Annotated in this window: 21 protein-coding genes; 8 read left to right on the forward strand and 13 right to left on the reverse strand. The window is 61.6% G+C overall.

Annotated elements, in window-relative coordinates; all coding sequences use genetic code 11:
* Positions 1 to 39 precede the first annotated feature (39 nt).
* The 6 genes from clpA to CO664_RS09405 form a co-directional block, all read right to left on the reverse strand.
* A complete protein-coding gene (gene clpA / locus CO664_RS09380) occupies positions 40 to 2529 on the reverse strand; it encodes an ATP-dependent Clp protease ATP-binding subunit ClpA (protein ID WP_095677937.1) in 2490 nt (829 codons plus the stop codon).
* A 9-nt stretch (positions 2530 to 2538) separates the two neighbouring features.
* On the reverse strand, positions 2539 to 2892 hold the full coding sequence (clpS, locus tag CO664_RS09385) for an ATP-dependent Clp protease adapter ClpS (RefSeq protein WP_037423043.1): 354 nt from the start codon (positions 2890 to 2892) through the stop codon (positions 2539 to 2541).
* 279 nt (positions 2893 to 3171) lie between these two features.
* Positions 3172 to 3528, reverse strand: a complete 357-nt coding sequence (locus tag CO664_RS09390; RefSeq protein ID WP_037423046.1) for a phasin family protein — start codon at positions 3526 to 3528, stop codon at positions 3172 to 3174.
* Positions 3529 to 3758: 230 nt separating this feature from the next.
* The gene (locus CO664_RS09395; protein ID WP_014764223.1) at positions 3759 to 3962 is read right to left on the reverse strand and encodes a DUF3126 family protein; all 204 of its coding nucleotides are present in this window, start codon (positions 3960 to 3962) and stop codon (positions 3759 to 3761) included.
* A gap of 178 nt (positions 3963 to 4140) precedes the next feature.
* Positions 4141 to 4968: a serine O-acetyltransferase gene (gene cysE, locus CO664_RS09400; RefSeq protein WP_037423049.1), complete on the reverse strand. Its 828-nt coding sequence runs from the start codon at positions 4966 to 4968 to the stop codon at positions 4141 to 4143.
* A gap of 109 nt (positions 4969 to 5077) precedes the next feature.
* Positions 5078 to 5863, reverse strand: a complete 786-nt coding sequence (locus tag CO664_RS09405; protein ID WP_037423052.1) for an alpha/beta hydrolase — start codon at positions 5861 to 5863, stop codon at positions 5078 to 5080.
* A 170-nt stretch (positions 5864 to 6033) separates the two neighbouring features.
* Between CO664_RS09405 and CO664_RS09410 the strand changes: the two genes are divergently transcribed.
* The gene (locus CO664_RS09410; RefSeq protein WP_037423054.1) at positions 6034 to 6279 is read left to right on the forward strand and encodes a zinc-finger domain-containing protein; all 246 of its coding nucleotides are present in this window, start codon (positions 6034 to 6036) and stop codon (positions 6277 to 6279) included.
* A gap of 28 nt (positions 6280 to 6307) precedes the next feature.
* Positions 6308 to 7489 carry an FAD-dependent monooxygenase gene (locus tag CO664_RS09415; RefSeq protein WP_097538506.1) on the forward strand — a complete coding sequence of 394 codons (1182 nt, stop codon included), beginning with the start codon at positions 6308 to 6310 and terminating at the stop codon, positions 7487 to 7489.
* Positions 7490 to 7540: 51 nt separating this feature from the next.
* On the opposite strand, the gene CO664_RS09420 is transcribed toward CO664_RS09415, so the two are convergent.
* Entirely contained in the window at positions 7541 to 8728 is a 1188-nt protein-coding gene (locus CO664_RS09420) for a cystathionine beta-lyase (RefSeq protein WP_097526834.1), read from the reverse strand.
* A 340-nt stretch (positions 8729 to 9068) separates the two neighbouring features.
* Here CO664_RS09420 and CO664_RS09425 point away from each other — a divergent pair, with 340 nt between their 5' ends.
* From CO664_RS09425 to CO664_RS09440, 4 genes are all read left to right on the forward strand, one after another.
* Entirely contained in the window at positions 9069 to 10094 is a 1026-nt protein-coding gene (locus CO664_RS09425; RefSeq protein ID WP_037423063.1) for an amino acid ABC transporter substrate-binding protein, read from the forward strand.
* A 100-nt stretch (positions 10095 to 10194) separates the two neighbouring features.
* Positions 10195 to 11388 (forward strand): amino acid ABC transporter permease, encoded by a 1194-nt coding sequence (locus CO664_RS09430; protein WP_037423066.1) that lies wholly within the window; start codon positions 10195 to 10197, stop codon positions 11386 to 11388.
* Between the two features lie 4 nt (positions 11389 to 11392).
* Positions 11393 to 12547 carry an amino acid ABC transporter permease gene (locus CO664_RS09435; RefSeq protein ID WP_037423069.1) on the forward strand — a complete coding sequence of 385 codons (1155 nt, stop codon included), beginning with the start codon at positions 11393 to 11395 and terminating at the stop codon, positions 12545 to 12547.
* A 14-nt stretch (positions 12548 to 12561) separates the two neighbouring features.
* Positions 12562 to 13338: an amino acid ABC transporter ATP-binding protein gene (locus CO664_RS09440; protein WP_097538507.1), complete on the forward strand. Its 777-nt coding sequence runs from the start codon at positions 12562 to 12564 to the stop codon at positions 13336 to 13338.
* Between the two features lie 117 nt (positions 13339 to 13455).
* Here CO664_RS09440 and CO664_RS09445 read toward each other — a convergent pair whose 3' ends face one another.
* Positions 13456 to 14349 carry a dihydrodipicolinate synthase family protein gene (locus CO664_RS09445; protein ID WP_097538508.1) on the reverse strand — a complete coding sequence of 298 codons (894 nt, stop codon included), beginning with the start codon at positions 14347 to 14349 and terminating at the stop codon, positions 13456 to 13458.
* A gap of 91 nt (positions 14350 to 14440) precedes the next feature.
* On the opposite strand from CO664_RS09445, the gene CO664_RS09450 reads away from it, so the two are divergent.
* Positions 14441 to 15058, forward strand: coding sequence for a GntR family transcriptional regulator (locus tag CO664_RS09450; protein WP_097526838.1), 618 nt, complete (start codon positions 14441 to 14443; stop codon positions 15056 to 15058).
* 87 nt (positions 15059 to 15145) lie between these two features.
* Here CO664_RS09450 and CO664_RS09455 read toward each other — a convergent pair whose 3' ends face one another.
* The 5 genes from CO664_RS09455 to cysG all read right to left on the reverse strand — a co-directional run bounded on the left by CO664_RS09455 (position 15146) and on the right by cysG (position 20101).
* A complete protein-coding gene (locus CO664_RS09455) occupies positions 15146 to 15958 on the reverse strand; it encodes a ferredoxin--NADP reductase (protein ID WP_097526839.1) in 813 nt (270 codons plus the stop codon).
* 145 nt (positions 15959 to 16103) lie between these two features.
* A complete protein-coding gene (locus CO664_RS09460) occupies positions 16104 to 16601 on the reverse strand; it encodes a DUF934 domain-containing protein (RefSeq protein ID WP_037423258.1) in 498 nt (165 codons plus the stop codon).
* A 26-nt stretch (positions 16602 to 16627) separates the two neighbouring features.
* A complete protein-coding gene (locus CO664_RS09465) occupies positions 16628 to 18301 on the reverse strand; it encodes a nitrite/sulfite reductase (RefSeq protein WP_097538509.1) in 1674 nt (557 codons plus the stop codon).
* Between the two features lie 14 nt (positions 18302 to 18315).
* Positions 18316 to 18633, reverse strand: a complete 318-nt coding sequence (locus CO664_RS09470) for a DUF2849 domain-containing protein (protein ID WP_037423085.1) — start codon at positions 18631 to 18633, stop codon at positions 18316 to 18318.
* A gap of 10 nt (positions 18634 to 18643) precedes the next feature.
* The gene (cysG, locus tag CO664_RS09475; RefSeq protein ID WP_097526841.1) at positions 18644 to 20101 is read right to left on the reverse strand and encodes a siroheme synthase CysG; all 1458 of its coding nucleotides are present in this window, start codon (positions 20099 to 20101) and stop codon (positions 18644 to 18646) included.
* Between the two features lie 230 nt (positions 20102 to 20331).
* Here cysG and CO664_RS09480 point away from each other — a divergent pair, with 230 nt between their 5' ends.
* Positions 20332 to 20919: a nucleoside deaminase gene (locus CO664_RS09480; protein WP_097538510.1), complete on the forward strand. Its 588-nt coding sequence runs from the start codon at positions 20332 to 20334 to the stop codon at positions 20917 to 20919.
* The last annotated feature ends 3 nt before the right edge of the window (positions 20920 to 20922 follow it).

Raw genomic sequence — 20922 nt, forward strand, 5'->3', positions numbered from 1 at the left:
TGAACCACCCGGCACCGTCAGGCGAAAATGGCGATGGCGCTATTTCTTACGCGGAACCTTGGGAACCGTTCTCCCCTTCAGCGGAGCCGCATCCGAAGCGGCTTTGGCGGCCTTCTTCGGCTTCGACTTCGGAGCTGCCTCGGCGGCGACGGTTTCCTTCTCTTCCGACTTCTTCGGCTTGGCGTTCTTACCGGGCCGCGACACTTCCGCCTTCGGCTTGATCGGTGCCGTCTCCGGCACGGCATCGAGGATCAGCCCCTTGGTGCCGTCTTCCTTCATGCCGATCGTCACCTTGACGACGCCGCCCTTCTTGAGCTTGCCGAAGAGGATTTCGTCGGCCAGCGGCTTCTTGATGTTTTCCTGAATGACGCGTGCCAGCGGCCGCGCGCCCATCTTTTCGTCGTAGCCCTTGTCCGCGAGCCAGGCTATCGCCTCCGGCGCGAGGTCGAAGGTGACGTTGCGCTCGGCCAACTGCGTCTCGAGTTGCATGACGAATTTCTGCACGACCTGGTGAATGACAGGCGTCGGCAGAGAGTTGAACGGAATGACCGCATCCAGGCGGTTGCGGAACTCCGGTGTGAACAGGCGGTTCAGCGCCTCGATGTCCTCGCCCTCGCGCTTCGATGAGCCGAAGCCGATCGCCGGGCGCGCCATGTCGGAGGCGCCCGCGTTGGTCGTCATGATCAGGATGACGTTGCGGAAGTCGATCTTCTTGCCGTTATGGTCCGTCAGCGAGCCGTGATCCATCACCTGCAGCAGGATGTTGAAGAGGTCCGGATGCGCCTTTTCGATCTCGTCGAGCAGCAGCACGCAGTGCGGATGCTGGTCGACGCCGTCGGTCAGCAGGCCGCCCTGGTCGAAACCGACATAGCCGGGAGGTGCGCCGAGCAGACGCGAAACCGTGTGCCGCTCCATGTATTCCGACATATCGAAGCGCAGCAGCTCGACGCCGAGCGACGTCGCCAACTGTTTCGCCACTTCCGTCTTGCCGACGCCGGTCGGACCGGAGAACACATAGCAGCCGATCGGCTTGTTCGGTTCGCGCAGGCCGGCACGGGCGAGCTTGATCGACGAGGCGAGCGCCTCGATCGCCAGATCCTGGCCGTAGACGACGGAACGAAGTTCCTTCTCAAGATTGGCGAGAACGGCTTCGTCGTCCTTCGAGACCGACTTCGGCGGGATGCGCGCCATAGTGGCCACTGTCGCCTCGATTTCCCTTTCGGTGATCAGCTTGCGGCGTTTGCTGACTGGCAGCAGCATTTGGGCCGCACCCGATTCGTCGATCACGTCGATCGCCTTGTCGGGCAGCTTGCGGTCATTGATGTAGCGGGCCGAAAGCTCGACCGCCGCCCTGATCGCCTCGTTCGAATATTTGAGGTGGTGATACTCCTCGAAATAGGGCTTCAGCCCCCGCATGATCTCGATCGCGTCGGCAACCGTCGGCTCGTTGACATCGATCTTCTGGAAACGGCGGACGAGCGCCCGATCCTTTTCGAAGAACTGGCGGTACTCCTTGTAGGTGGTCGAGCCGATGCAGCGGATCGAGCCGGAAGAGAGCGCCGGCTTCAAAAGGTTCGATGCGTCCATCGCACCGCCCGATGTCGCGCCCGCGCCGATCACCGTATGGATCTCGTCGATGAACAGGACCGCGCCGTGATACTCCTCGAGCTCCTTGACGACCTGCTTCAGGCGCTCTTCGAAATCGCCGCGATAGCGCGTGCCGGCGAGCAGCGTTCCCATGTCGAGCGCAAAGATCGTCGCGTCCTGAAGCGCCTCCGGCACCTGCTTCTCGACGATGCGCTTGGCAAGCCCCTCGGCGATCGCCGTCTTGCCGACGCCGGGATCGCCGACATAGAGCGGGTTGTTCTTGGACCTGCGGCAGAGCACTTGGATGGTTCGGTTCACCTCGGCGTGCCGGCCGATCAGCGGATCGATCTTTCCGGACTTGGCCTTTTCGTTCAGGTTGACGCAGTAGGCCGTCAGCGCATCCTGCTGCTTCTTCGGACCGGTCTCCTCGCTTTCGCGCGATGATTTCTGTTCCGAATCCTGATCCTCGGCGCCGCGCACCGGCCGCGATTCCGAGCTCCCGGGACGCTTGCCGATGCCATGAGAGATGAAGTTCACCGCATCGTAGCGGGTCATCTCCTGCTCCTGCAGGAAATAGGCCGCATGGCTCTCGCGCTCGGCAAAGATCGCGACGAGCACATTGGCTCCCGTCACCTCTTCGCGGCCGGAGGATTGAACATGAATGACGGCCCGCTGGATGACGCGCTGGAAGCCGGCGGTGGGCTTGGAATCTTCATCGTAGCCGGTGATCAGATTGGACAATTCGTTGTCGACATAGTCCGTCACGGTCTTGCGAAGTGTTTCTAGATTTACATTGCACGCGCCCATCACGGCCGCCGCATCGGCATCATCGATCAATGCCAGCAGCAGGTGCTCGAGCGTCGCATATTCATGATGGCGCTCGTTGGCAAAAGTCAGTGCCTGATGCAGCGCCTTTTCGAGGCTGGGCGAAAAAGTTGGCACGTTAGGTCCTCATTTCTTTTCCATGACGCATTGCAAGGGATGCTGATGCTGCCTGGCGAAATCCATCACCTGCGTCACTTTGGTTTCGGCGACTTCGTAGGTAAAGACGCCGCATTCTCCAACGCCGTGGTTGTGGACATGAAGCATGATGATCGTCGCTTGTTCCCTGTCCTTCTGAAAAAAACGCTCCAGAATGTGGACGACGAACTCCATCGGCGTGTAATCGTCATTCAAAAGCAGAACGCGGTACAAACTCGGCTTCTTGGTCTTCGGCTTGGTGCGTGTGATAACGGACGTGCCACGACTGGGGCCGCCTCCGTCTCCATCGCTTCCCTGCTGCATCCGGACCGGCATGGCGATCATTCTGTTTCATTCCCTTGACGGCCGCAATCCACCAACGTGGCTGCGGCCTGCTTGCCTTTATCTAATGGTTCGTTCTTGGATTTTAAGACCGAACCAACGCACTGCAATCATATTCGCACGGCCAAGCACAAGATTGATCAATTTTCTTCGGCCGCTACAGTCGACGTTGAATCTCTGGCCAAGCTACCGAAGCAAGCCCGGAAACCCGATACCCCAAGAACGACAAGGCCGGCCGCGGCAACCGCGACCGGCCTTTTGGCAATGGCGATATTCTAATCGTCAGGCGGCGGCAGCTGCGGACTTCACGGATGCCGTTGCCTTGGCGACCGGTGCCTCATAGGGCTTGTAGGCGTCCTTGGCGAGATCGGCATACATCTCGCCGATCTTCGATGCTTCGGCGACGAAAGATTCATAGCTCGACTTCAGATAGTTCGTCTGCAGTTCGAAGGCAGCCTCGAGGCTCTTGGCGCCCGACAGCTTTTCAAGATGGGCAATGCCATCTTCGAAGGACTTCTTCGAGTAGTCTGCTGCTTCGGTTGCAATGGCCTGGAAGCCCTTGGTCATCGCAGAGTAGCTCTTTACAGCCACGTCGAGTGCTTCCTTGCTCTTCTTGTTTGCATCGTCGAAGTTGAACATCAAGTTTCTCCTTGTGGGCGGTGGGCAAGCGTCAGTCTAGGTGCACTGCACAAAAAGTCAAGTTCAGTGTGCGATGCAGTAAAACACAATTCTTGCAACGACTTGATGAAGATCCGGCGACATGCGGATAAATTATCTAAAAGTAAGACTTATAAGAAAAAACCGGCCCGATTGCTCAGGCCGGCACACTTTGAGACACGCGGCCGTCGACCGGCCATGCGACGTCCAGCTCAGAGATCGACGTCGAGGATCGCCATCGAGAAATTATAGGAGAGTTCGCCGTCTTCGTCGTCGCGGAATATGACTCCGAGAAATTCGTCGCCAAGATAAACCTCGGCGGATTCGTCCTTCCTGGGACGGGCCTTGACGACCATAGCCGGATTCAAGGTGCGCTTGAAATAGGCCTCAAGCTTGCGGATTTCTTCGGGCTTCAAATCTATTCTCCGTAGCCGATTGATTTGCCGCGCTTCTCGCATGCGGCGTTGCCAGATGTAAACCCATCACGGCGCCGAGCCCCCGTGAAGATGATCGACGACAGCCGTAACGCGTTGAATTGCCGCTCAGATTTTTCATTTCCGCGAACAAGGCGACGAACGCGGCCCTTCCTCCGCGTCAGATATCGAAGCTCGCCAGGATCTGGTCCATCTGCCGCGAGGGTTCGGAGCATCCGGCCTCGCCGACGACCCTGGCCGGAACGCCCGCTACCGTCGTCTTCGGCGGAACCGCCTTCAGCACGACCGATCCGGCCGCCACCCGCGAGCAATGGCCGATATGGATATTGCCGAGGATCTTCGCGCCGGCGCCGATCAGCACGCCGTCGCCGATCTTCGGGTGACGGTCGCTGCCCTCCTTGCCGGTGCCGCCAAGGGTGACGCCATGCAGGATCGACACATTGTCGCCGATCACCGCCGTTTCGCCGACGACAAGCCCCGTCGCGTGGTCGAGGAAGATGCCGCGCCCGACGCGTGCGGCCGGATTGATATCGGTCTGGAACACACTCGAGGAGCGGCTCTGGAGATAGAGCGCAAAATCCTTCCGCCCGCGGTCCCACAGCCAGTGGGCCAGTCGGTGCGTCTGGATGGCATGGAAGCCCTTGAAATAGAGCACGGGCTCGAGGAACCGCGTGCAGGCCGGATCGCGGTCGTAGACCGCCTGGATGTCGACCCGCAGGATCGCGCTCCATTCAGGCCAGTCCTCGAGCATCTCCAGAAAGGTCTGGTGAAGAAGGTTTGCCTGCAGGTCGGGGTGATCAAGCCGTTCGCAGATCCGGTAGATCACGCTCTCTTCCAGCGAATGCTGGTTGACCACAGTCGAATAGAGAAAGGCCGCAAGCATCGGATCCCGCTCGGCGGCGAGGCGCGCTTCTTCGCGCAGACTATCCCAGATGGGGTCGACTGCCTTCAGCGGTTCCGTATGGCGAAGTTCGCTCTTGGCGACCATGGTCGCGCTCCTTCCTGGGTCAATCTGCCGGCTTGCACTGCGACATATATAGGGCAATTCCCGACCAACATAAATGGCCCCGCACCGTTCGATCGGCGGTCATCTTTGACTAGGCGCGGCCGACCTCGGCTAGAAACTCCAGGACCGCCTTCTTGAAGGCGCGGTCGCCAACGGCCAGCATATGGTCGCGGCCCGGAATGTCCAAGGCCATGGCATGCGGCATCAGGGCGGCAAGCTCCTGGGCGGAGCCCGCCACGTCGTCCTTCGTGCCGACCCCGATCAGAACGGGCACGTCGATGCGCCCGACATCCTCGGCGGAAAGCAGATCGCGCGAGGTCGATATGCAGGCGGCAAGCGCCTGGCGGTCGCTCTTCGTCTGGTCGGCAAAGGCGCGGAACATTCGGCCGCGTGTATGCGTCACATCTTCGAGCGATGGCGCAAGCAGCGCGTCGGCGATCGGGTCCCAGTCTCCCACTCCGGTCACCATGCCTATTCCCAAGCCGCCGAACACCAGCGAGCGGACGCGATGCGGGTGATGCAACGCCAGGAATGCGGAGATGCGCGCGCCCATCGAATAGCCCATGATATGCGCCTCTGGGATGCCGAGATGGGCCAAAAGCGCGGCCGCGTCGCCGGCCATCTGGTGCGGGTGGTACACGGAAGCGTCATAAGGCTTGCTGCTCGCCCCGTGACCGCGGTTGTCGAGTGCGACAACCCGGTAGCCAGCGTCGCCGAGCGTCTTCAGCCAGCCTGGGTATACCCAGTTGACATTGGCGCTCGAGGCGAACCCGTGAATGAGCAGCACAGGATCCCCCGACGGGTCGCCCTCGTCGAAATAGGCAATTTCCAAGCCGTCGTGGGTGAAGCGCGAGAAAGGCGGTGGGTTCAAATCCATGGTTTTCCCAGACATCATCTGTTTTCGCCGAAACTAGGCGGTAACCGAAGAGGCGAAAACCCCCGCCCGTCAAAAACCACAGGCGCGTCGTGATTGCTGCTACACATTTGCGCCAAAGCTCACTATGGTGCCGGCAAAAATATACAGACTTGCATTCAGCGGAGTACGACATGGCCGGCCACAGCATCCCCCATTTCCAGAATGACGGCGGGCACCGGGTTATCGAGATCGGCGTCAAGGAATTCATGTGCACCGGCGCATCCGTTCCCTTCGATCACCCCCATATCTTCATCGACATGGGCGACGACAACGAGAAGGTCTGCTCCTACTGCTCGACGCTCTATCGCTACAACGCGAGCCTGAAGGCGACCGAGACGATTCCGCCGGGCTGTCTCTTCGAGACCAAGGCGGCCTGACCTGCCCGCAGCCACCGGCGCGACATCGATGCAAAAGGCTGGTCCCGTCGCAATCGTCGGCGCTGGCATCGCCGGCCTGACAATGGCGCTGTGCCTTGCGCGGCAGGGCGTTGCTTCAGATATCTTCGAGCAGGCAGACGCACTGAACGAGGTGGGCGCCGGGCTGCAATTGTCACCGAACGCCTCGCGCATCTTAGTGAAACTCGGCTTGCTCCCTGCGCTCGAGGCGGTGTGGGGCGAACCGAAATCGATAGGGCTCGTCGACGGACACTCGCTGCGTCCGCTAGCAGACGTCCCAGCCGGTGCGGCAGCGCGCATCCGCTGGGCAGCACCCTACGGGGTCCTGCACCGCGCCAGCCTGCAGAAAATCCTCCTGGACGCAGTACAGTCGGAGCCGGCCTGCCGCCTGCATTTTGGCAAGCGCATCAAGGGCGATCCGGTGGCGGCGGCTGCCGCGGCAACGGGACGCCGCCCATCAATCGTCATCGGCGCCGACGGCATCTGGTCGGAGGCGAGAGCCGCTATTCCGGCCGCCGGCGCCGCCCGGTTCTCCGGCAATGTCGCTTGGCGGCTGTTGCTGCCGAACACAGAAGAGACGGGCTGCCTTTCGGCGGATCGCGTCACGGCCTTCCTTGGGCCGGAGGCTCATCTGGTCGCCTACCCGCTTCGCGAAATCGACGGCTTCAATCTGGTTGCGGTCGTCGGCGGCACGCCGGCCGAGGGGGCCTGGACGGGTCAGGAATCACCGGAGCGACGACGCGAATTCACGGCCGCTTTCGAAGCATGGCACCCCGATCTGCGATCGTTGATCGAAGGTTCCGGCTCGGCCACCTATTGGCCCTTGTGCACCGTCGAGGAAGGCGCCTGGCACAACAGGCGGGACATCGTGCTGATCGGCGACGCCGCCCATGCGATGACGCCCTTTGCGGCCCAGGGTGCTGCGATGGCGATAGAGGACGCCAGTGAACTGGCGCTTTGTCTTGCCGAGTGCCCCGACGCTCCGGCCGCCTTCGCGCGTTACGAGCAGGCGCGCCGGGCACGGATCGCCCGGGTCCGCAAGCGTGCCGCCTTCAACCGCTTTGCCTATCACGCCCGCGGGCCGGTCAGGGTCGCGCGAAACCTGGTCCTCGCGCTGAAGGGCCCGGAAGCGCTCGCAGCCGATCTCGACTGGCTCTATGGATATGGCGCCTCGGAACGCGAGAAGGCCTGACCGGCAGGCAGCAAATCCCTGCCGCCTGCCCCGGTCACTCGGATGGCCCGATCAGGCGGCATTGGCCGCCGCGAGACCTGCCTCGATGTCGCGGCGCAGGTCGGCAACATCTTCCAGACCGATCTGCAGCCGGATGACGGGCCCTCCTGATGGGCCCTTCGCGATCTTGCGATCGGAAAGGTTCGCATGCAATGCGAGGCTCTCGAAGCCGCCCCAGGAATAGCCGAGGCCGAAGAACGACAGCGCATCGAGGAAGGCATGCGCCTTCGCCTTGCTTGTTTCGGGTTCGGCCTTCAGGACAAATGAGAAGATGCCGCTCGCCCCGCCAAAGTCGCGCTTCCAGAGCTCGTGCCCGGGAAAGCTCGGCAGCGCCGGATGCAGCACCCTCTCCACCTCGTCCCGACCCTCGAGCCAGGTGGCAATCGTCAGAGCGCTTTCCTGGTGGCGCTCCAGGCGAATGCCCATGGTGCGAAGGCCGCGCAGAATCTGATAGCTGTCGTCCGGTGAGACGCAGACGCCGAGCGTCACCATCGCCTCGGTCAGGGCCGGCCAATGGGCAGCATTGGCCGAAACGGTTCCGAGCAGCACGTCGGAGTGCCCGGAGGGATATTTCGTCGCCGCGTGGATGGAAACGTCGACGCCATGGTCGAGGGGGCGGAAGTAGATCGGCGTTGCCCAGGTGTTGTCCATGGTGACGACGCAGCCGTGGCGGTGGGCGGCATCGGCAATCGCCCGGATATCCTGCATCTCGAACGTGTTCGAGCCCGGCGCCTCCGTGTGCACCAGCCGCGTGTTCGGCCGGATCAGGCCCTCGATGTCAGTACCGATCATCGGATCGTAATATTCGACCGTGATCCCGAGCCGGGTCAGCATCGTGTCGCAGAAGTGCCGGGTCGGGAAATAGACCGAATCGACGATCAGAGCGTGGTCGCCCGACGAAAGATAGGCGAGGAAGGGCACCGTGACAGCGGCCAGCCCCGAGGGTACGAGAATCGTTCCGGCGGCGCCTTCGAGTTCATTGATCGCCTCGCAGAGCGCGTCGGTCGTCGGCGTGCCGCGCGTGCCGTAGGTGTATTTCTGCGCCCGCGTTTCCATGGTCTTCGCATTGGGGAAAAGTACGGTGGACGCGTGGACCACCGGCGGATTCACAAATCCGTGGAAGTCGGAGGGGTTGTTGCCTGCATGCGCGAGGCGGGTGTTGATGCCGACCTCTCCACGCGCGCTCATCTTGTCTGCCATTTTAACGAATCCGCCGTTGAAAACTGGATGGAGACTCATCGAACGCGGCACGGGTGAGGGTCAAGGGAAAATTCGATACGGCGGCGTCGACCCGGTCCCCGCGTATCTGACGGTTTTTTATCCAGAAGCGGACGATTTCCCGCAAAATCTGCTTAAAATTCTGACGAATTTTCAGTTTTTCACATCGAAAATCAGAAAATCGGCAACATCTCTTGACCCCCATGGATTTTGAGCATGAGATAGATTGCACTCATGCCAGGAGGGTGGCTGAGGCTGCACGCGCCGACAGAGCGCACCAGTGCAGACGGGAACTTACGAACAACCGAAAAGGTTCAAAAAAATGGCAAGAAGAATTCTGACAGCTCTTGTTGGCGCTGCTGTCTTGGGGATTGGCGCAAATGCGGCATCGGCCGCGACCCTTGACGACGTGAAGGCCAAGGGCTTCGTCCAGTGCGGCGTGAACACCGGGCTCGCCGGTTTCGCGGCCCCTGACGCGTCCGGCAACTGGAGCGGTTTCGACGTCGACTACTGCAAGGCGATCGCTGCTGCAGTGTTCGGCGATGCCACCAAGGTCAAGTACACGCCGACCTCCGCCAAGGAGCGTTTCCCGGCGCTGCAGTCCGGCGAAGTCGACGTTTTGGCCCGCAACACGACCTGGACCATCAACCGCGACACGGCGCTCGGCTTCAACTTCCGCCCGGTCAACTATTATGACGGCCAGGGCTTCATGGTTCGCAAGAGCCTCAACGTGAAGTCCGCACTCGAACTTTCCGGCGCTGCCGTCTGCGTCCAGACCGGCACGACCACCGAGCTGAACCTCGCCGACTACTTCAAGACCAACAACCTGCAGTACAACCCGGTGGTCTTCGAAAAGCTCGAGGAAGTGAACGCCGCCTATGATGCCGGCCGTTGCGACGTCTACACCACCGACCAGTCCGGCCTCTATTCGCTGCGCCTCACCCTTTCGAAGCCGGATGATCACATGATCCTGCCGGAGATCATCTCGAAGGAGCCGCTCGGTCCGGCCGTCCGCCAGGGCGACGACCAGTGGTACGACATCGTCAGCTGGGTTCATTATGCCCTGGTCCAGGCCGAGGAATTCGGCGTCACCCAGGCAAATGTCGAAGAGATGAAGAAATCGGCCAACCCGGACGTTCAGCGCTTCCTCGGCGTCGAAGCCGACAGCAAGATCGGTACAGACTTGGGCCTCACCAATGAATGGGCCGTCAACATCATCAAAGCCGTCGGCAACTACGGCGAAGTCTTCGATCGCAACATCGGCGCTGGCAGCCCGCTGAAGATCGAGCGCGGCCTGAACGCGCTTTGGAACAAGGGCGGCATCCAGTACGCACCGCCGGTCCGCTAAAAGCTGGTCGGCTTGAGAGTCTCGGAGGAGCGGCACGCCGCTCCTCCGTTCTACAATAAGAACGCCCGAAAACAGGGCGGATCGGGGAAAGAGGCATTGTATGGCCATTGGCGTTACAAACGCGCCTGAGAAGAGCAAGTCCTCGGGATCTATCATCAACGATCCTCAGGTACGCGGCATATTCTACCAGGCAATCACCATCATCATCCTCGCAGTTCTCGTCTACTGGACCATCCAAAACACGGTCGAGAACTTGCAGCGCGCGAACATCGCATCCGGCTATGGCTTTTTGAACGGCCGGGCGGGGTTCGATCTCGGACAATCACTGATCGCCTTCACGAGCGATTCCACCTACGGCCGCGCTCTGGTCGTCGGTTTCGTCAACACCCTGCTGGTGGCGATCACCGGTATCATCACGGCAACGATCATCGGCTTCATCGTCGGCGTTGGACGTCTCTCGCACAACTGGATCATCGCCAAGCTCTCGCTCGCCTATGTCGAGGTGTTCCGCAACATTCCACCGCTGCTGGTCATCTTCTTCTGGTATAGCGGCGTTCTGGCGATCTTACCCCAGGCGCGTGAGGCGCTCGCCCTACCTTTCGATATCTATGTGAGCAATCGCGGCGTTGCGTTCCCGAGAGCCATCTTCGGAGAGGGTTCGCAATATACACTGTTCGCCTTGATCATCGCCGTCGTCGCGAGCTTCGTTTTCGCCCGCTATGCCCGGCAACGGCAGGAGGCAACCGGTCAGCGACTGCCCGTTTTGTCGATCGTGCTCGGCTTGCTCATCGGTCTGCCGCTGATAACGTTCCTGGCGACCGGCGCTCCGCTGACTTTCGACATTCCGATCGCCGGCAAATTCAATCTTACGGGCGGTTCGGTCGTCGGACCGGAATTCATGTCGCTCTTCCTCGCGCTGTCCTTCTACACTGCCGCCTTCATCGCGGAAATCGTCCGGGCGGGCATCCGGGGAGTTTCAAAGGGGCAGACGGAAGCCGCTCACGCACTTGGCATACGCCCAAGGCTGACGACTCGTCTGGTCGTCGTTCCGCAGGCAATGCGCATCATCATTCCGCCACTGACCAGCCAATATCTCAACCTCACCAAGAACTCGTCGCTTGCGGTCGCCGTCGGCTATGCGGATCTCGTCGCCGTCGGCGGCACGATCCTCAACCAGACCGGACAGGCGATCGAAGTGGTCAGCATCTGGCTCATCGTCTATCTGAGCCTGAGCCTCGCAACCTCGCTGTTCATGAACTGGTACAACGCCCGCATGGCGCTGGTGGAGAGGTGAGAACATGAGCACGCAACAAGCATCCTTCGTTCGTGCTTCGATGATCGAAGCCTCACCCGCCCCCGCCCTGGAAGCTGGCATCGTCCGATGGCTGCGCAAGAACCTCTTCGCCACGCCGAAGGACAGCGTCCTGACGATCATCAGCCTGCTCATCCTGGCATGGCTGGTGCCGCCGGCGATCCAGTGGCTTTTCGTAGACGCGGCATGGACGGGCGGCGGTCGCGGCGTCTGCGCCACGGTCGCCCAAGGCGGCTCGCAACCGGAAGGCTGGAGCGGCGCCTGCTGGGCTTTCGTCAATGCAAAGCTCGGGCAGTTCGTCTTCGGCCGCTATCCGCTCGAGGAGCAGTGGCGCCCCGCTCTCGTCGGCATCCTCTTCGTGCTGTTCCTCGTTCCGATGCTCATCCCAAAGATTCCTTACAAGGGGTTGAACGCGGTTCTGTTGCTGGCGGTCCTGCCGATCCTCGCCACGATCCTGCTTCCCGGCGGCTGGCTCGGCCTCACCTATGTCGAGACGGCGCTTTGGGGCGGTCTCATGGTCACTCTGGTCCTCTCGTTCGTCGGGATCGCGGTTTCGCTGCCGCTCGGCATTCTGCTGGCGCTCGGACGGCGATCGAACATGCCGGTGATCAAGATGCTCTGCACGGTCTTCATCGAGATGGTGCGCGGCGTTCCGCTGATTACGGTGCTGTTCATGGCTAGTGTCATGCTGCCGCTGTTCCTGCCGCAGGGCGTCACCTTCGACAAGTTCCTTCGTGCCTTGATCGGCGTGTCGCTCTTCGCCTCCGCCTACATGGCGGAGGTTGTCCGCGGCGGCCTGCAGGCCATTCCGAAGGGCCAATATGAAGGCGCCGATTCGCTCGGTCTCAGCTACTGGCAGAAGATGAACCTCATCATCCTGCCGCAGGCGCTGAAGCTGGTGATCCCCGGTATCGTCAACACCTTCATCGGCCTGTTCAAGGACACGTCGCTCGTTTCGATCATCGGCATGTTCGACCTGCTCGGCATTGTCCGGCTGAACTTTAGCGACGCGAACTGGGCGTCCGCGGTAACGCCGCTGACGGGCCTGATCTTCGCAGGCTTTGTATTCTGGCTTTTCTGCTTCGGCATGTCGCGCTATTCAGGCTTCATGGAACGCCTGCTCGACAAGAGCCACCGATAAAAAGGGGAAATATAATGGCAAATACGGCCACCGCTTCAAGAATGACCGTCTCGAAGACGGATGTCGCAATCGAAATCACCAACATGAACAAGTGGTATGGTGACTTCCACGTACTGCGCGACATCAATCTTAAAGTGATGCGCGGCGAGCGCATCGTCATCGCCGGCCCGTCGGGCTCGGGCAAATCGACGATGATCCGCTGCATCAACCGCCTCGAGGAGCACCAGAAGGGCAAGATCGTCGTCGACGGCATCGAACTCACCAACGACCTGAAGAAGATCGACGAAGTGCGCCGCGAAGTCGGCATGGTGTTCCAGCACTTCAATCTCTTCCCGCACCTGACCATTCTGGAAAACTGCACGCTGGCGCCGATCTGGGTGCGCAAAATGCCGAAGAAGCAGGCCGAGGAAATCGCAATGCATTTCCTCAAGCGCGTCAAGATTCCCGAGCAGGCACTCAAATATCCGGGCCAGCTCTCCGGCGGCCAGCAGCAGCGCGTCGCGATTGCCCGTTCGCTTTGCATGAACCCGAAGATCATGCTTTTCGACGAGCCAACGTCGGCGCTCGATCCGGAAATGATTAAGGAAGTGCTCGATACGATGGTGGGCCTTGCAGAAGAAGGCATGACGATGCTGTGCGTCACTCACGAAATGGGCTTCGCCCGCCAGGTCGCCAACCGCGTCATCTTCATGGACCAGGGCCAGATCGTCGAACAGAATTCGCCGGCCGAATTCTTCGACAACCCGCAGCATGAGCGCACCAAGCTGTTCCTGAGCCAGATCTTGCACTGAAATCGCGGTACGAGTTCGCACGAAAAGCGGCCCGTCATTACTGACGGGCCGTTTTCATTTATGCCCCGGGCCAGGAAGCTCAGTGAAGAGAATGGGCGGTCGTCGACCGGCCGGTCCTCAAAGAACCGGCAGCGTCGGACGCTTTGCCAGCGCGGCCTCGATAATTCCTTCAACCCGCCGACGCTCTGCACCGGCGAGCGGCAGCCGCGGGGCGCGGACGCGATCGTTGGAATCGATCGCAAAAACTTCCGCGAGCTTGATGTTCTGGACGAGATTGGTGGAGACGTCGAGGTCGAGCAGCGGGCGGAACCAGCGATAGATCGCCCTCGCCTCTTCGAGACGCCCGGCCTGGACCAGCTTCCAGATCGCCACCGTCTCCTTCGGGAAGGCGACGACAAGGCCGGCGACCCAGCCATGGGCACCCATCAGCAGGCTTTCGAGTGCCAGGTTATCTACGCCGGTGAAGCAGTCGAAGCGTTCGCCGAAGCGGGTCAGAACGTCGGTCACGCGGCGGATGTCGTCGGTCGATTCCTTCATCGCGACGACGAGTTCGTTTCTGGCCAGTTCATCGAACATCGAAAGCGTCACGTCGACGCCGTAGGCGACCGGATTGTTGTAGACCATGATCGGCAGGCCTCCAGCGGCAGCGACCGCCTGGATATGGGCGAGCGTCTCCGCCGGCGCGGATTTATAAGGCACGCCCGGCAGAACCATGAAGCCGTCGGCCCCGGCCTTGGCTGCTGCCCTCGCCGCCGCTTCGCCGCGGCGCGTGGCGCTTTCGCAGATCGTCATCAGCACCGGCTTGCCGCCGGCGACCGACTTGGCGATCTTCAATATCTCGATTTTTTCCTCCGGTTCCAACGTCATGTTCTCGCCGAGCGAGCCGCAGACGATCATGCCGTCGACGCCTGCCGAGAACTGCAGCGCGAAGCAGCGCTCCATCTCGGCCTTGTCGAGACCACCTTCAGTCGTGAATTTCGTCGTTACTGCCGGAAATACGCCGCGCCACATGAGAAGCCTCCTTCGATCTGATATATCAGCCAACTTGCCATGATTTCGGAACTGTGTCAATCTCTGATATATCACAAGCGCAAGGACATTCATGCCGTCGCAGTCGCAGGCCCATCTCGCCTATCTGGCGCTCGAGCGCCTCATCGTCACCTTGAAGCTGAAGCCGGGAACGCTCGTCACCGAACGGCAGTTGCTCGAACTCGCCAATCACGGCCGCACACCGGTCCGGGAGGCGATCCAGAAACTCGCTTGGCAGGGCCTGATCGAGGTCCGCCCGAGGGTCGGTCTTGAGATCAGCCGCATCCGACCGGACGATCGGATCCATGTGATGCAGACGCGTCAACAGCTCGAACCGGTGGCGGCCGCGCTTGTTGCCGAACATGCAAGCGCCGATGCCCGCCGAGAGATGAGCGACTGCAGGCGGCAGATGCTGGACTGCGCCGCTCACGGCGATCTCGAGGGCTTTCTGGTGGCAGACAAGATGTTCGACGAGGTGATGGAAGAGGCCTGCCCGAACCGCTTCCTGACGGCGGCCCTGTCGCCGCTCCAGACCCATGCGCGCCGCATCTGGTTCGCATCGGCATCGCCGGAAAAGATGAAAGGCTCGGTGGAGCGCCACGTGAAAGTCATGCACGCGATCGAAGCGGCGGATGCTGCCGGTGCTTCCGCGTCCATGTCGCAGCTGATGGATTATTTGGCTGAGGGTTAGGCAGCATCAACTTTGCCGAGCCGTCAAAGAAAAGGAGGTGCACCGCTGGATGCACCTCCTTTTAGATCAGATCGATTGCTCGGCGTGTCAGCCGACGAAGGCGCGCTCGATGACGAATTCGGCCGGCTTGTTGTTGGCGCCTTCCGTCAGACCGGCCGCTTCGAGGATTTCCTTGGTATCCTTCAGCATGGCGGTCGAGCCGCAGATCATGCCGCGGTCGATCGCCGGGTCGAGCGGCGGCAGGCCGAGATCGGCGAAGAACTTGCCGTTCGTCATCAGGTCGGTGATCCGGCCCCTGAAGGGATAATCCTCGCGCGTCACGGTCGCATAGTGGCGCAGCTTGTCACCGACGATCTCGTTCAAGAACTCGTGGTTGCGGATTTCCTCGACGAGATCGAAGCCGTATTTCAGCTCGGCCACGTCGCGGCAGGTATGGGTGAGGATGACTTCCTCGAATTTCTCGTAGGTTTCCGGGTCGCGGATCAGGCTCGCGAAGGGCGCAATGCCCGTACCGGTCGAGAACATGTAGAGCCTCCGGCCGGGCACGAGCGCGTCGAGCACCAGCGTGCCCGTAGGCTTCTTGCGCATCAGCACCTGGTCACCCGGCTTGATCGTCTGCAGATGCGAGGTCAGCGGACCGTCCGGCACCTTGATCGAGAAGAACTCCAGTTCCTCGTCCCAGGCGGGGCTCGCGATCGAATAGGCACGATAGACGGGCTTGTCGCCGACCATCAGGCCGATCATCGCGAACTCGCCGGAGCGGAAGCGAAACTCCTGCGGACGCGTCATGCGGAAGCGGAAGAGCCGGTCCGTGTAATGCTCGACGCTGGTCACCGTCTCGGCGAATACACCCGCCGGTACCTGTACAGCGAAATCTTCCTTTTTTGCCGGCGCATTCATTGTTGCTTCAGTCCTGTAATGGTGAGGCTTTTATCAACTACGAGCGGATATTCCAAGCCTTGGCAAATTGAAAGGAATTCCCTTCCAAATATAGGCTCTTTCTGGGATTTCGGCTTGCTTCACACTGTCGCGGGCCGCGTTTTTTTTAAGAGACGCGACGCCAGCTGTAGGATTTGGCGTCTGCCGACGGTTTTGCCGTCGGCTGGTAGTGATTGGCGATACCCGGCAGGCGCCCTTCCGAGAGCCTCTTGATCGCCGTTGCATTGGTGACCGCGAAACTGTCGATGCCACAACGCAGCATTAGCGGGATCTGGTCGATCAGCACGTCGCCGACGGCGCGGACTTCGCCTTCGAAGCCCAGCCGGCTGCGCAGCAGCGAAGCGTGGCTGAAAGCGCGGCCGTCATTGAAGGCCGGGAAGGCCAGCGCCACCAGGGCGATCTGGCTGAGATGGGGCGCCAGACGCGTCACGTCGTCCGCAGGAGCGACCAGGACACCCAGGCCCGACGCGCCGGCCGCCGCCTGTTCCAGGAAGGCGTCGAGGCCGAGGACTGCCTTCTCGTTCGAGCCGGCCTTCGTCTCTTCGGTTTCGACGACCCAGGGATCATCGTTCAAGAAGCCGCTCTCATTCCAGATTTTCGTCATCTTCTCAAATCCTTGTGCGGCTTCGTTCACGCGGCTTCCTGGGCGCCGCCGCCGTAAAGGGCATCCTTGAAAGGCTGCGGCCCGACGCGGCGATAGGCTTCAAGGAAGGTTTCCGACTTGTCGCGGCGGAGGCCGAGATAGGTGTCGACGATCGTCTCCACCGCATCCGTCACCTTCTCCGGCTCGAAGCCGCGGCCGATGATCTCGCCGATCGAGGTGTTCTCGTCGCCGGAGCCGCCAAGCGTGATCTGATAGAGTTCCGCGCCCTTCTTCTCTACGCCGAGCAGGCCGATATGGCCGACATGATGGTGGCCGCAGGCATTGATGCAGCCGGAAATCTTGATCTTCAGCTCGCCGATTTCGGCCTGCCGCTCGGTCGAACCGAAGCGGCTGGAAATCTCCTGCGCGACCGGGATCGAGCGCGCATTGGCGAGCGCGCAGTAGTCGAGGCCGGGACAGGCAATGATATCGGTGATCAGCCCCGCATTGGCGGTGGCGAGACCGGCGGCGATCAGCGCCCGATAGACCGGCTCCAGATCGGCGAGCGCCACATGCGGTAGGATCAGGTTCTGCTCATGGCTGACGCGGATTTCATCGAAGGCGTATTCCTCGGCGATGTCGGCCACCACTTCCATCTGGCTGTCGGTCGCATCGCCCGGAATGCCACCGATCGGCTTCAGCGAAATCGTCACCATGCCGTAGTCCGGATGCTTGTGCGGCTGGACGTTCTGATGGACCCACTGAGCGAAAGCCCCATCGGCCTTCTTCCAGCGAGCGAGGTTTTCCCAGCCTTCGGCCCGGTTCGGCAGTGCAGGCGGCGCAAAATAGGAGGCGATCGCCTGGATGTCGGCGTCGGGCAGCTTCAGTTCGGTGTCCTTGAGGCTGGCGAACTCGACCTCAACCTGACGCGCCAGTTCCTCCGCGCCGGTCTCGTGCACGAGGATCTTGATGCGCGCCTTGTACTTGTTGTCGCGGCGGCCATAGAGGTTGTAAACGCGCATGATCGCCGTCGTATAGGAAAGCAGATCCTCTTCCGGCAGGAAGTCGCGGATCTTCTTGGCGATCATCGGGGTGCGGCCCTGGCCGCCGCCGACATAGACGGCAAAGCCGAGCTTGCCGTTCTCATCCTTCTTCAGGTGCAGGCCGATGTCATGAACCTGGATCGCGGCGCGATCGCGCTCGGCGCCGGTAACGGCGATCTTGAACTTGCGCGGCAGGAACGAGAATTCCGGATGGACGCTCGACCATTGGCGAAGAATCTCCGCATAGGGGCGCGGGTCGGCAACTTCGTCGGCCGCTGCACCGGCGAAATGATCCGCCGTGACGTTGCGAATGCAGTTGCCGGAAGTCTGCAGCGCGTGCATTTCGACGCTCGCCAAGTCCTTGAGGATGTCCGGCGTGTCGGAAAGGCGCGGCCAGTTGTACTGGATGTTCTGGCGCGTGGTGAAATGCCCGTAGCCGCGGTCGTATTTGCGCGCGATATGGGCGAGCATGCGCATCTGACGGCTCGACAGCGTCCCATAGGGGATGGCGACGCGAAGCATATAGGCGTGAAGCTGCAGATAGACGCCGTTCATCAGGCGCAGCGGCTTGAAGGCATCCTCGGCCAATTCACCGGACAGCCGCCGCTGGACCTGATCGCGGAACTGCTCGACGCGTGCGGAAACGAAGGCGTGGTCGAATTCGTCGTAACGGTACATGAAAGCTCAGGTCCTCAGGCAGCAAAATTCTTGGGGCCGGAAAGCCCGTGATAACCGGCGGCATAGGAAATTGACGGGCCCTCGGCCCGGATCCGCTCGCGCATGCGCAGCGGCCGGAGTATGCCGTCGACCTCTTCCACGTCAACGACATTGACGTCGACGACCTTGTTGTCGGCGAAGGCGGTCTTGCCGGTCGCCTCGAGGGCGGCGACAGCCTCGGCGTGGCGGGCGACAAAAGCATCCTGCAGCGACTCCCCCCAGTTGCCGGAGGCGTCGAGCCAGACGGAGATCCCGTCCGCCAAGCGATTTGCCGTCAAAACCTTGCTCACCATCACGTCGTCCTCAATTCAAAATGTGTTCGGCGCGATGCGCGCCAGAAGCGCTCGGCCCGGCGCCCTTGCGCCGGCCGGCAGCGAGCGGCTCCGACCGGTCGAAATTCGCGCCGGCGACCGCGTCGCCGATGATCACCATGACCGGGCCGTCGAGTTCCGTGCGGTTCTCGAGATCCGGCAGCTCCCGGAGGATGCCGTGCAGCAGGCGCCGCTCGGGGCGGCTAGCATTCTCGATGACGGCGACGGTCGTTTCCGCCGGCAGCCCCGCCTGCATCAGCCGGCCCGCCACCGAAGCGGCGACCGAGCGGCCCATATAGACCGCAATCGTCGCGCCGGAAACGGCAAGCCGCGCCCAGTCGGGAAGCACGTCACCAGCTAGATCATGGCCGGTGGTGAAGACCAGCGACGATGCAACGCCGCGAAGCGTCAGCGGCAGCTCGAAATCCGCTGCGGCGGCAAAGGCCGACGTGATGCCGGGGACGATCTCATAGCTGACGCCAGCCTCGCGCATTGCGGCCATCTCTTCGCCGGCCCGGCCGAAGATTAGCGGATCGCCGGATTTCAGCCGCACGACGCGCTTGCCCTCCTTGGCGAGCTTCACGAGCAGATGATTGATCTCGTCCTGCGACTTGGTGTGGCAGCCCTTGCGCTTGCCGACCGAAAGCCGCTCGGCATCGCGGCGGCCCATGTCGACGATCGCCTGCGGCACCAGGGCATCATAGACGATGGCGTCCGCTTCCATCATCACCCGCTGCGCCCTCAGCGTCAGCAGATCCTCGGCACCCGGACCGGCGCCGACCAGCCAGACATGGCCGGAAACACGCTCGGCCGCGTCGAGCAGCCGGGAGGCCTCGCGGCGGGCGGAAGCGAGATCGCCGAGCGCGACATGATCCGCCACCGGACCTGAGAAGAATCGCCGCCAGAAGACGCGCCGCGCCACGCCGCGCGGGATGAGGCGATCGACCGCCTCGCGGTAGCTCGCGGCTAGCGTCGCCACGATCCCAAGCGAGGGCGACAGCAACTGGTCGATCTGGGCGCGAATCATCTGCGCCAGAACGGGCCCCGCCCCTTCCGTGCCGATGGCGACGGCGACGGGGGCACGGTTGACCAGCGCCGGCGTCAGGAAATCGCAATAGTCGGGCTGGTCGACGGCATTGGCCGGGACCTTGCGCTCGCGTGCCGCGGTCACGATCACCCGGTCGGCAGCCGCATCGCCGGTCGCCGCAAAGACCAGTGCGGCGCCTTCGACCTGATGATCGGCAAAGGCTTCGCGAACCGTCTCGATCCCCTTGTCCTCCAGGAAAGCCGCAAAAGCCGGCTCCGGATGATCCGCATAGGCGAGGATACGCGCCTCGGTGTTCAAAAGCAGCCGAACCTTGGCGAAGGCCTCGTCCCCATTGCCGAATACCGCCACGCTCTTCTGAGCGACGCGGAAAAATGCCGGGAAAACGGATAATTGCTGCGACATATCGAGGGGACGGCTCCTTCTACAGGCTGCGGCGAATATCCCTCATAGCCGCAGACAATTGAAGAAACAGAAATTTCTATGGCTTTCCGGCCACGTATTGTTTTGCTCGGTAGCCAATCTTTTTGAGCAAATATCTCCGGAGGATGATTGCGAACCACAGCGGCGCCGCCATTGCGCCGACCGCCGAACCTCCGTTAAATGCCCGCAGACATTTTCCGGGGAGTGCCAGGATGAAGACATCCGAACTGGCCGAGCGGCTGCTGGCGGTCATCGAAAACGACATACTCCCGCTGACGGAGAAGGGGGTGGCGGCCGGCAACAAGGTGTTCGGTGCGGCGATCCTGCGCAAGGCCGATTTCTCGCTCGTGCTGGCCGAGACCAACAACGAGACCGAAAATCCGCTGTGGCATGGCGAGGTCCATACGCTGAAGCGCTTCTACGAGATGGCGGAGAAGCCCGACACGCGCGAGCTCATCTTCCTGTCAACGCACGAGCCCTGCTCCATGTGCCTCTCCGCAATCACCTGGGCCGGCTTCGACAATTTCTACTACTTCTTCAGCCACGAGGATTCGCGCGACAGCTTCTCGATTCCGCACGACCTGAAGATCCTCAAGGAAGTCTTCCGGCTTGAACCGGGCGGCTACGCCCGGGAAAATGCCTTCTGGAAGTCGGCCTCGATCGCGGCCCTCATGCGGGATGTCGATCCGGAGACGACAAAGAGGCTCGCGGCACAGGATGCTCGGATCCGCGAGCGCTGCAATCGCCTGTCGGCCGCCTATCAGGCGGACAAAGACAACAACGCCATACCGCTGAACTGAGTC

Source organism: Sinorhizobium sp. NG07B, assembly GCF_002532005.1.
Taxonomy (GTDB): Bacteria; Pseudomonadota; Alphaproteobacteria; order Rhizobiales; family Rhizobiaceae; genus Sinorhizobium; species Sinorhizobium fredii_C.

What these genes read in the sequence shown, in the direction of transcription:
- CO664_RS09430 (WP_037423066.1), top strand. Translation starts at nt 10,195, where the DNA reads ATGGCCATTGGCGTTACAAACGCGCCTGAGAAGAGCAAGTCCTCGGGA.
- CO664_RS09460 (WP_037423258.1), bottom strand. Translation starts at nt 16,601, where the DNA reads ATGACGAAAATCTGGAATGAGAGCGGCTTCTTGAACGATGATCCCTGG.
- CO664_RS09405 (WP_037423052.1), bottom strand. Translation starts at nt 5,863, where the DNA reads ATGGATTTGAACCCACCGCCTTTCTCGCGCTTCACCCACGACGGCTTG.
- CO664_RS09455 (WP_097526839.1), bottom strand. Translation starts at nt 15,958, where the DNA reads ATGAATGCGCCGGCAAAAAAGGAAGATTTCGCTGTACAGGTACCGGCG.
- CO664_RS09470 (WP_037423085.1), bottom strand. Translation starts at nt 18,633, where the DNA reads ATGGTGAGCAAGGTTTTGACGGCAAATCGCTTGGCGGACGGGATCTCC.
- cysE (WP_037423049.1), bottom strand. Translation starts at nt 4,968, where the DNA reads ATGGTCGCCAAGAGCGAACTTCGCCATACGGAACCGCTGAAGGCAGTC.
- CO664_RS09390 (WP_037423046.1), bottom strand. Translation starts at nt 3,528, where the DNA reads ATGTTCAACTTCGACGATGCAAACAAGAAGAGCAAGGAAGCACTCGAC.
- cysG (WP_097526841.1), bottom strand. Translation starts at nt 20,101, where the DNA reads ATGTCGCAGCAATTATCCGTTTTCCCGGCATTTTTCCGCGTCGCTCAG.
- CO664_RS09465 (WP_097538509.1), bottom strand. Translation starts at nt 18,301, where the DNA reads ATGTACCGTTACGACGAATTCGACCACGCCTTCGTTTCCGCACGCGTC.
- CO664_RS09435 (WP_037423069.1), top strand. Translation starts at nt 11,393, where the DNA reads ATGAGCACGCAACAAGCATCCTTCGTTCGTGCTTCGATGATCGAAGCC.
- CO664_RS09450 (WP_097526838.1), top strand. Translation starts at nt 14,441, where the DNA reads ATGCCGTCGCAGTCGCAGGCCCATCTCGCCTATCTGGCGCTCGAGCGC.
- CO664_RS09440 (WP_097538507.1), top strand. Translation starts at nt 12,562, where the DNA reads ATGGCAAATACGGCCACCGCTTCAAGAATGACCGTCTCGAAGACGGAT.
- CO664_RS09445 (WP_097538508.1), bottom strand. Translation starts at nt 14,349, where the DNA reads ATGTGGCGCGGCGTATTTCCGGCAGTAACGACGAAATTCACGACTGAA.
- CO664_RS09480 (WP_097538510.1), top strand. Translation starts at nt 20,332, where the DNA reads ATGAAGACATCCGAACTGGCCGAGCGGCTGCTGGCGGTCATCGAAAAC.
- CO664_RS09410 (WP_037423054.1), top strand. Translation starts at nt 6,034, where the DNA reads ATGGCCGGCCACAGCATCCCCCATTTCCAGAATGACGGCGGGCACCGG.
- CO664_RS09415 (WP_097538506.1), top strand. Translation starts at nt 6,308, where the DNA reads ATGCAAAAGGCTGGTCCCGTCGCAATCGTCGGCGCTGGCATCGCCGGC.
- CO664_RS09420 (WP_097526834.1), bottom strand. Translation starts at nt 8,728, where the DNA reads ATGGCAGACAAGATGAGCGCGCGTGGAGAGGTCGGCATCAACACCCGC.
- CO664_RS09425 (WP_037423063.1), top strand. Translation starts at nt 9,069, where the DNA reads ATGGCAAGAAGAATTCTGACAGCTCTTGTTGGCGCTGCTGTCTTGGGG.
- clpS (WP_037423043.1), bottom strand. Translation starts at nt 2,892, where the DNA reads ATGATCGCCATGCCGGTCCGGATGCAGCAGGGAAGCGATGGAGACGGA.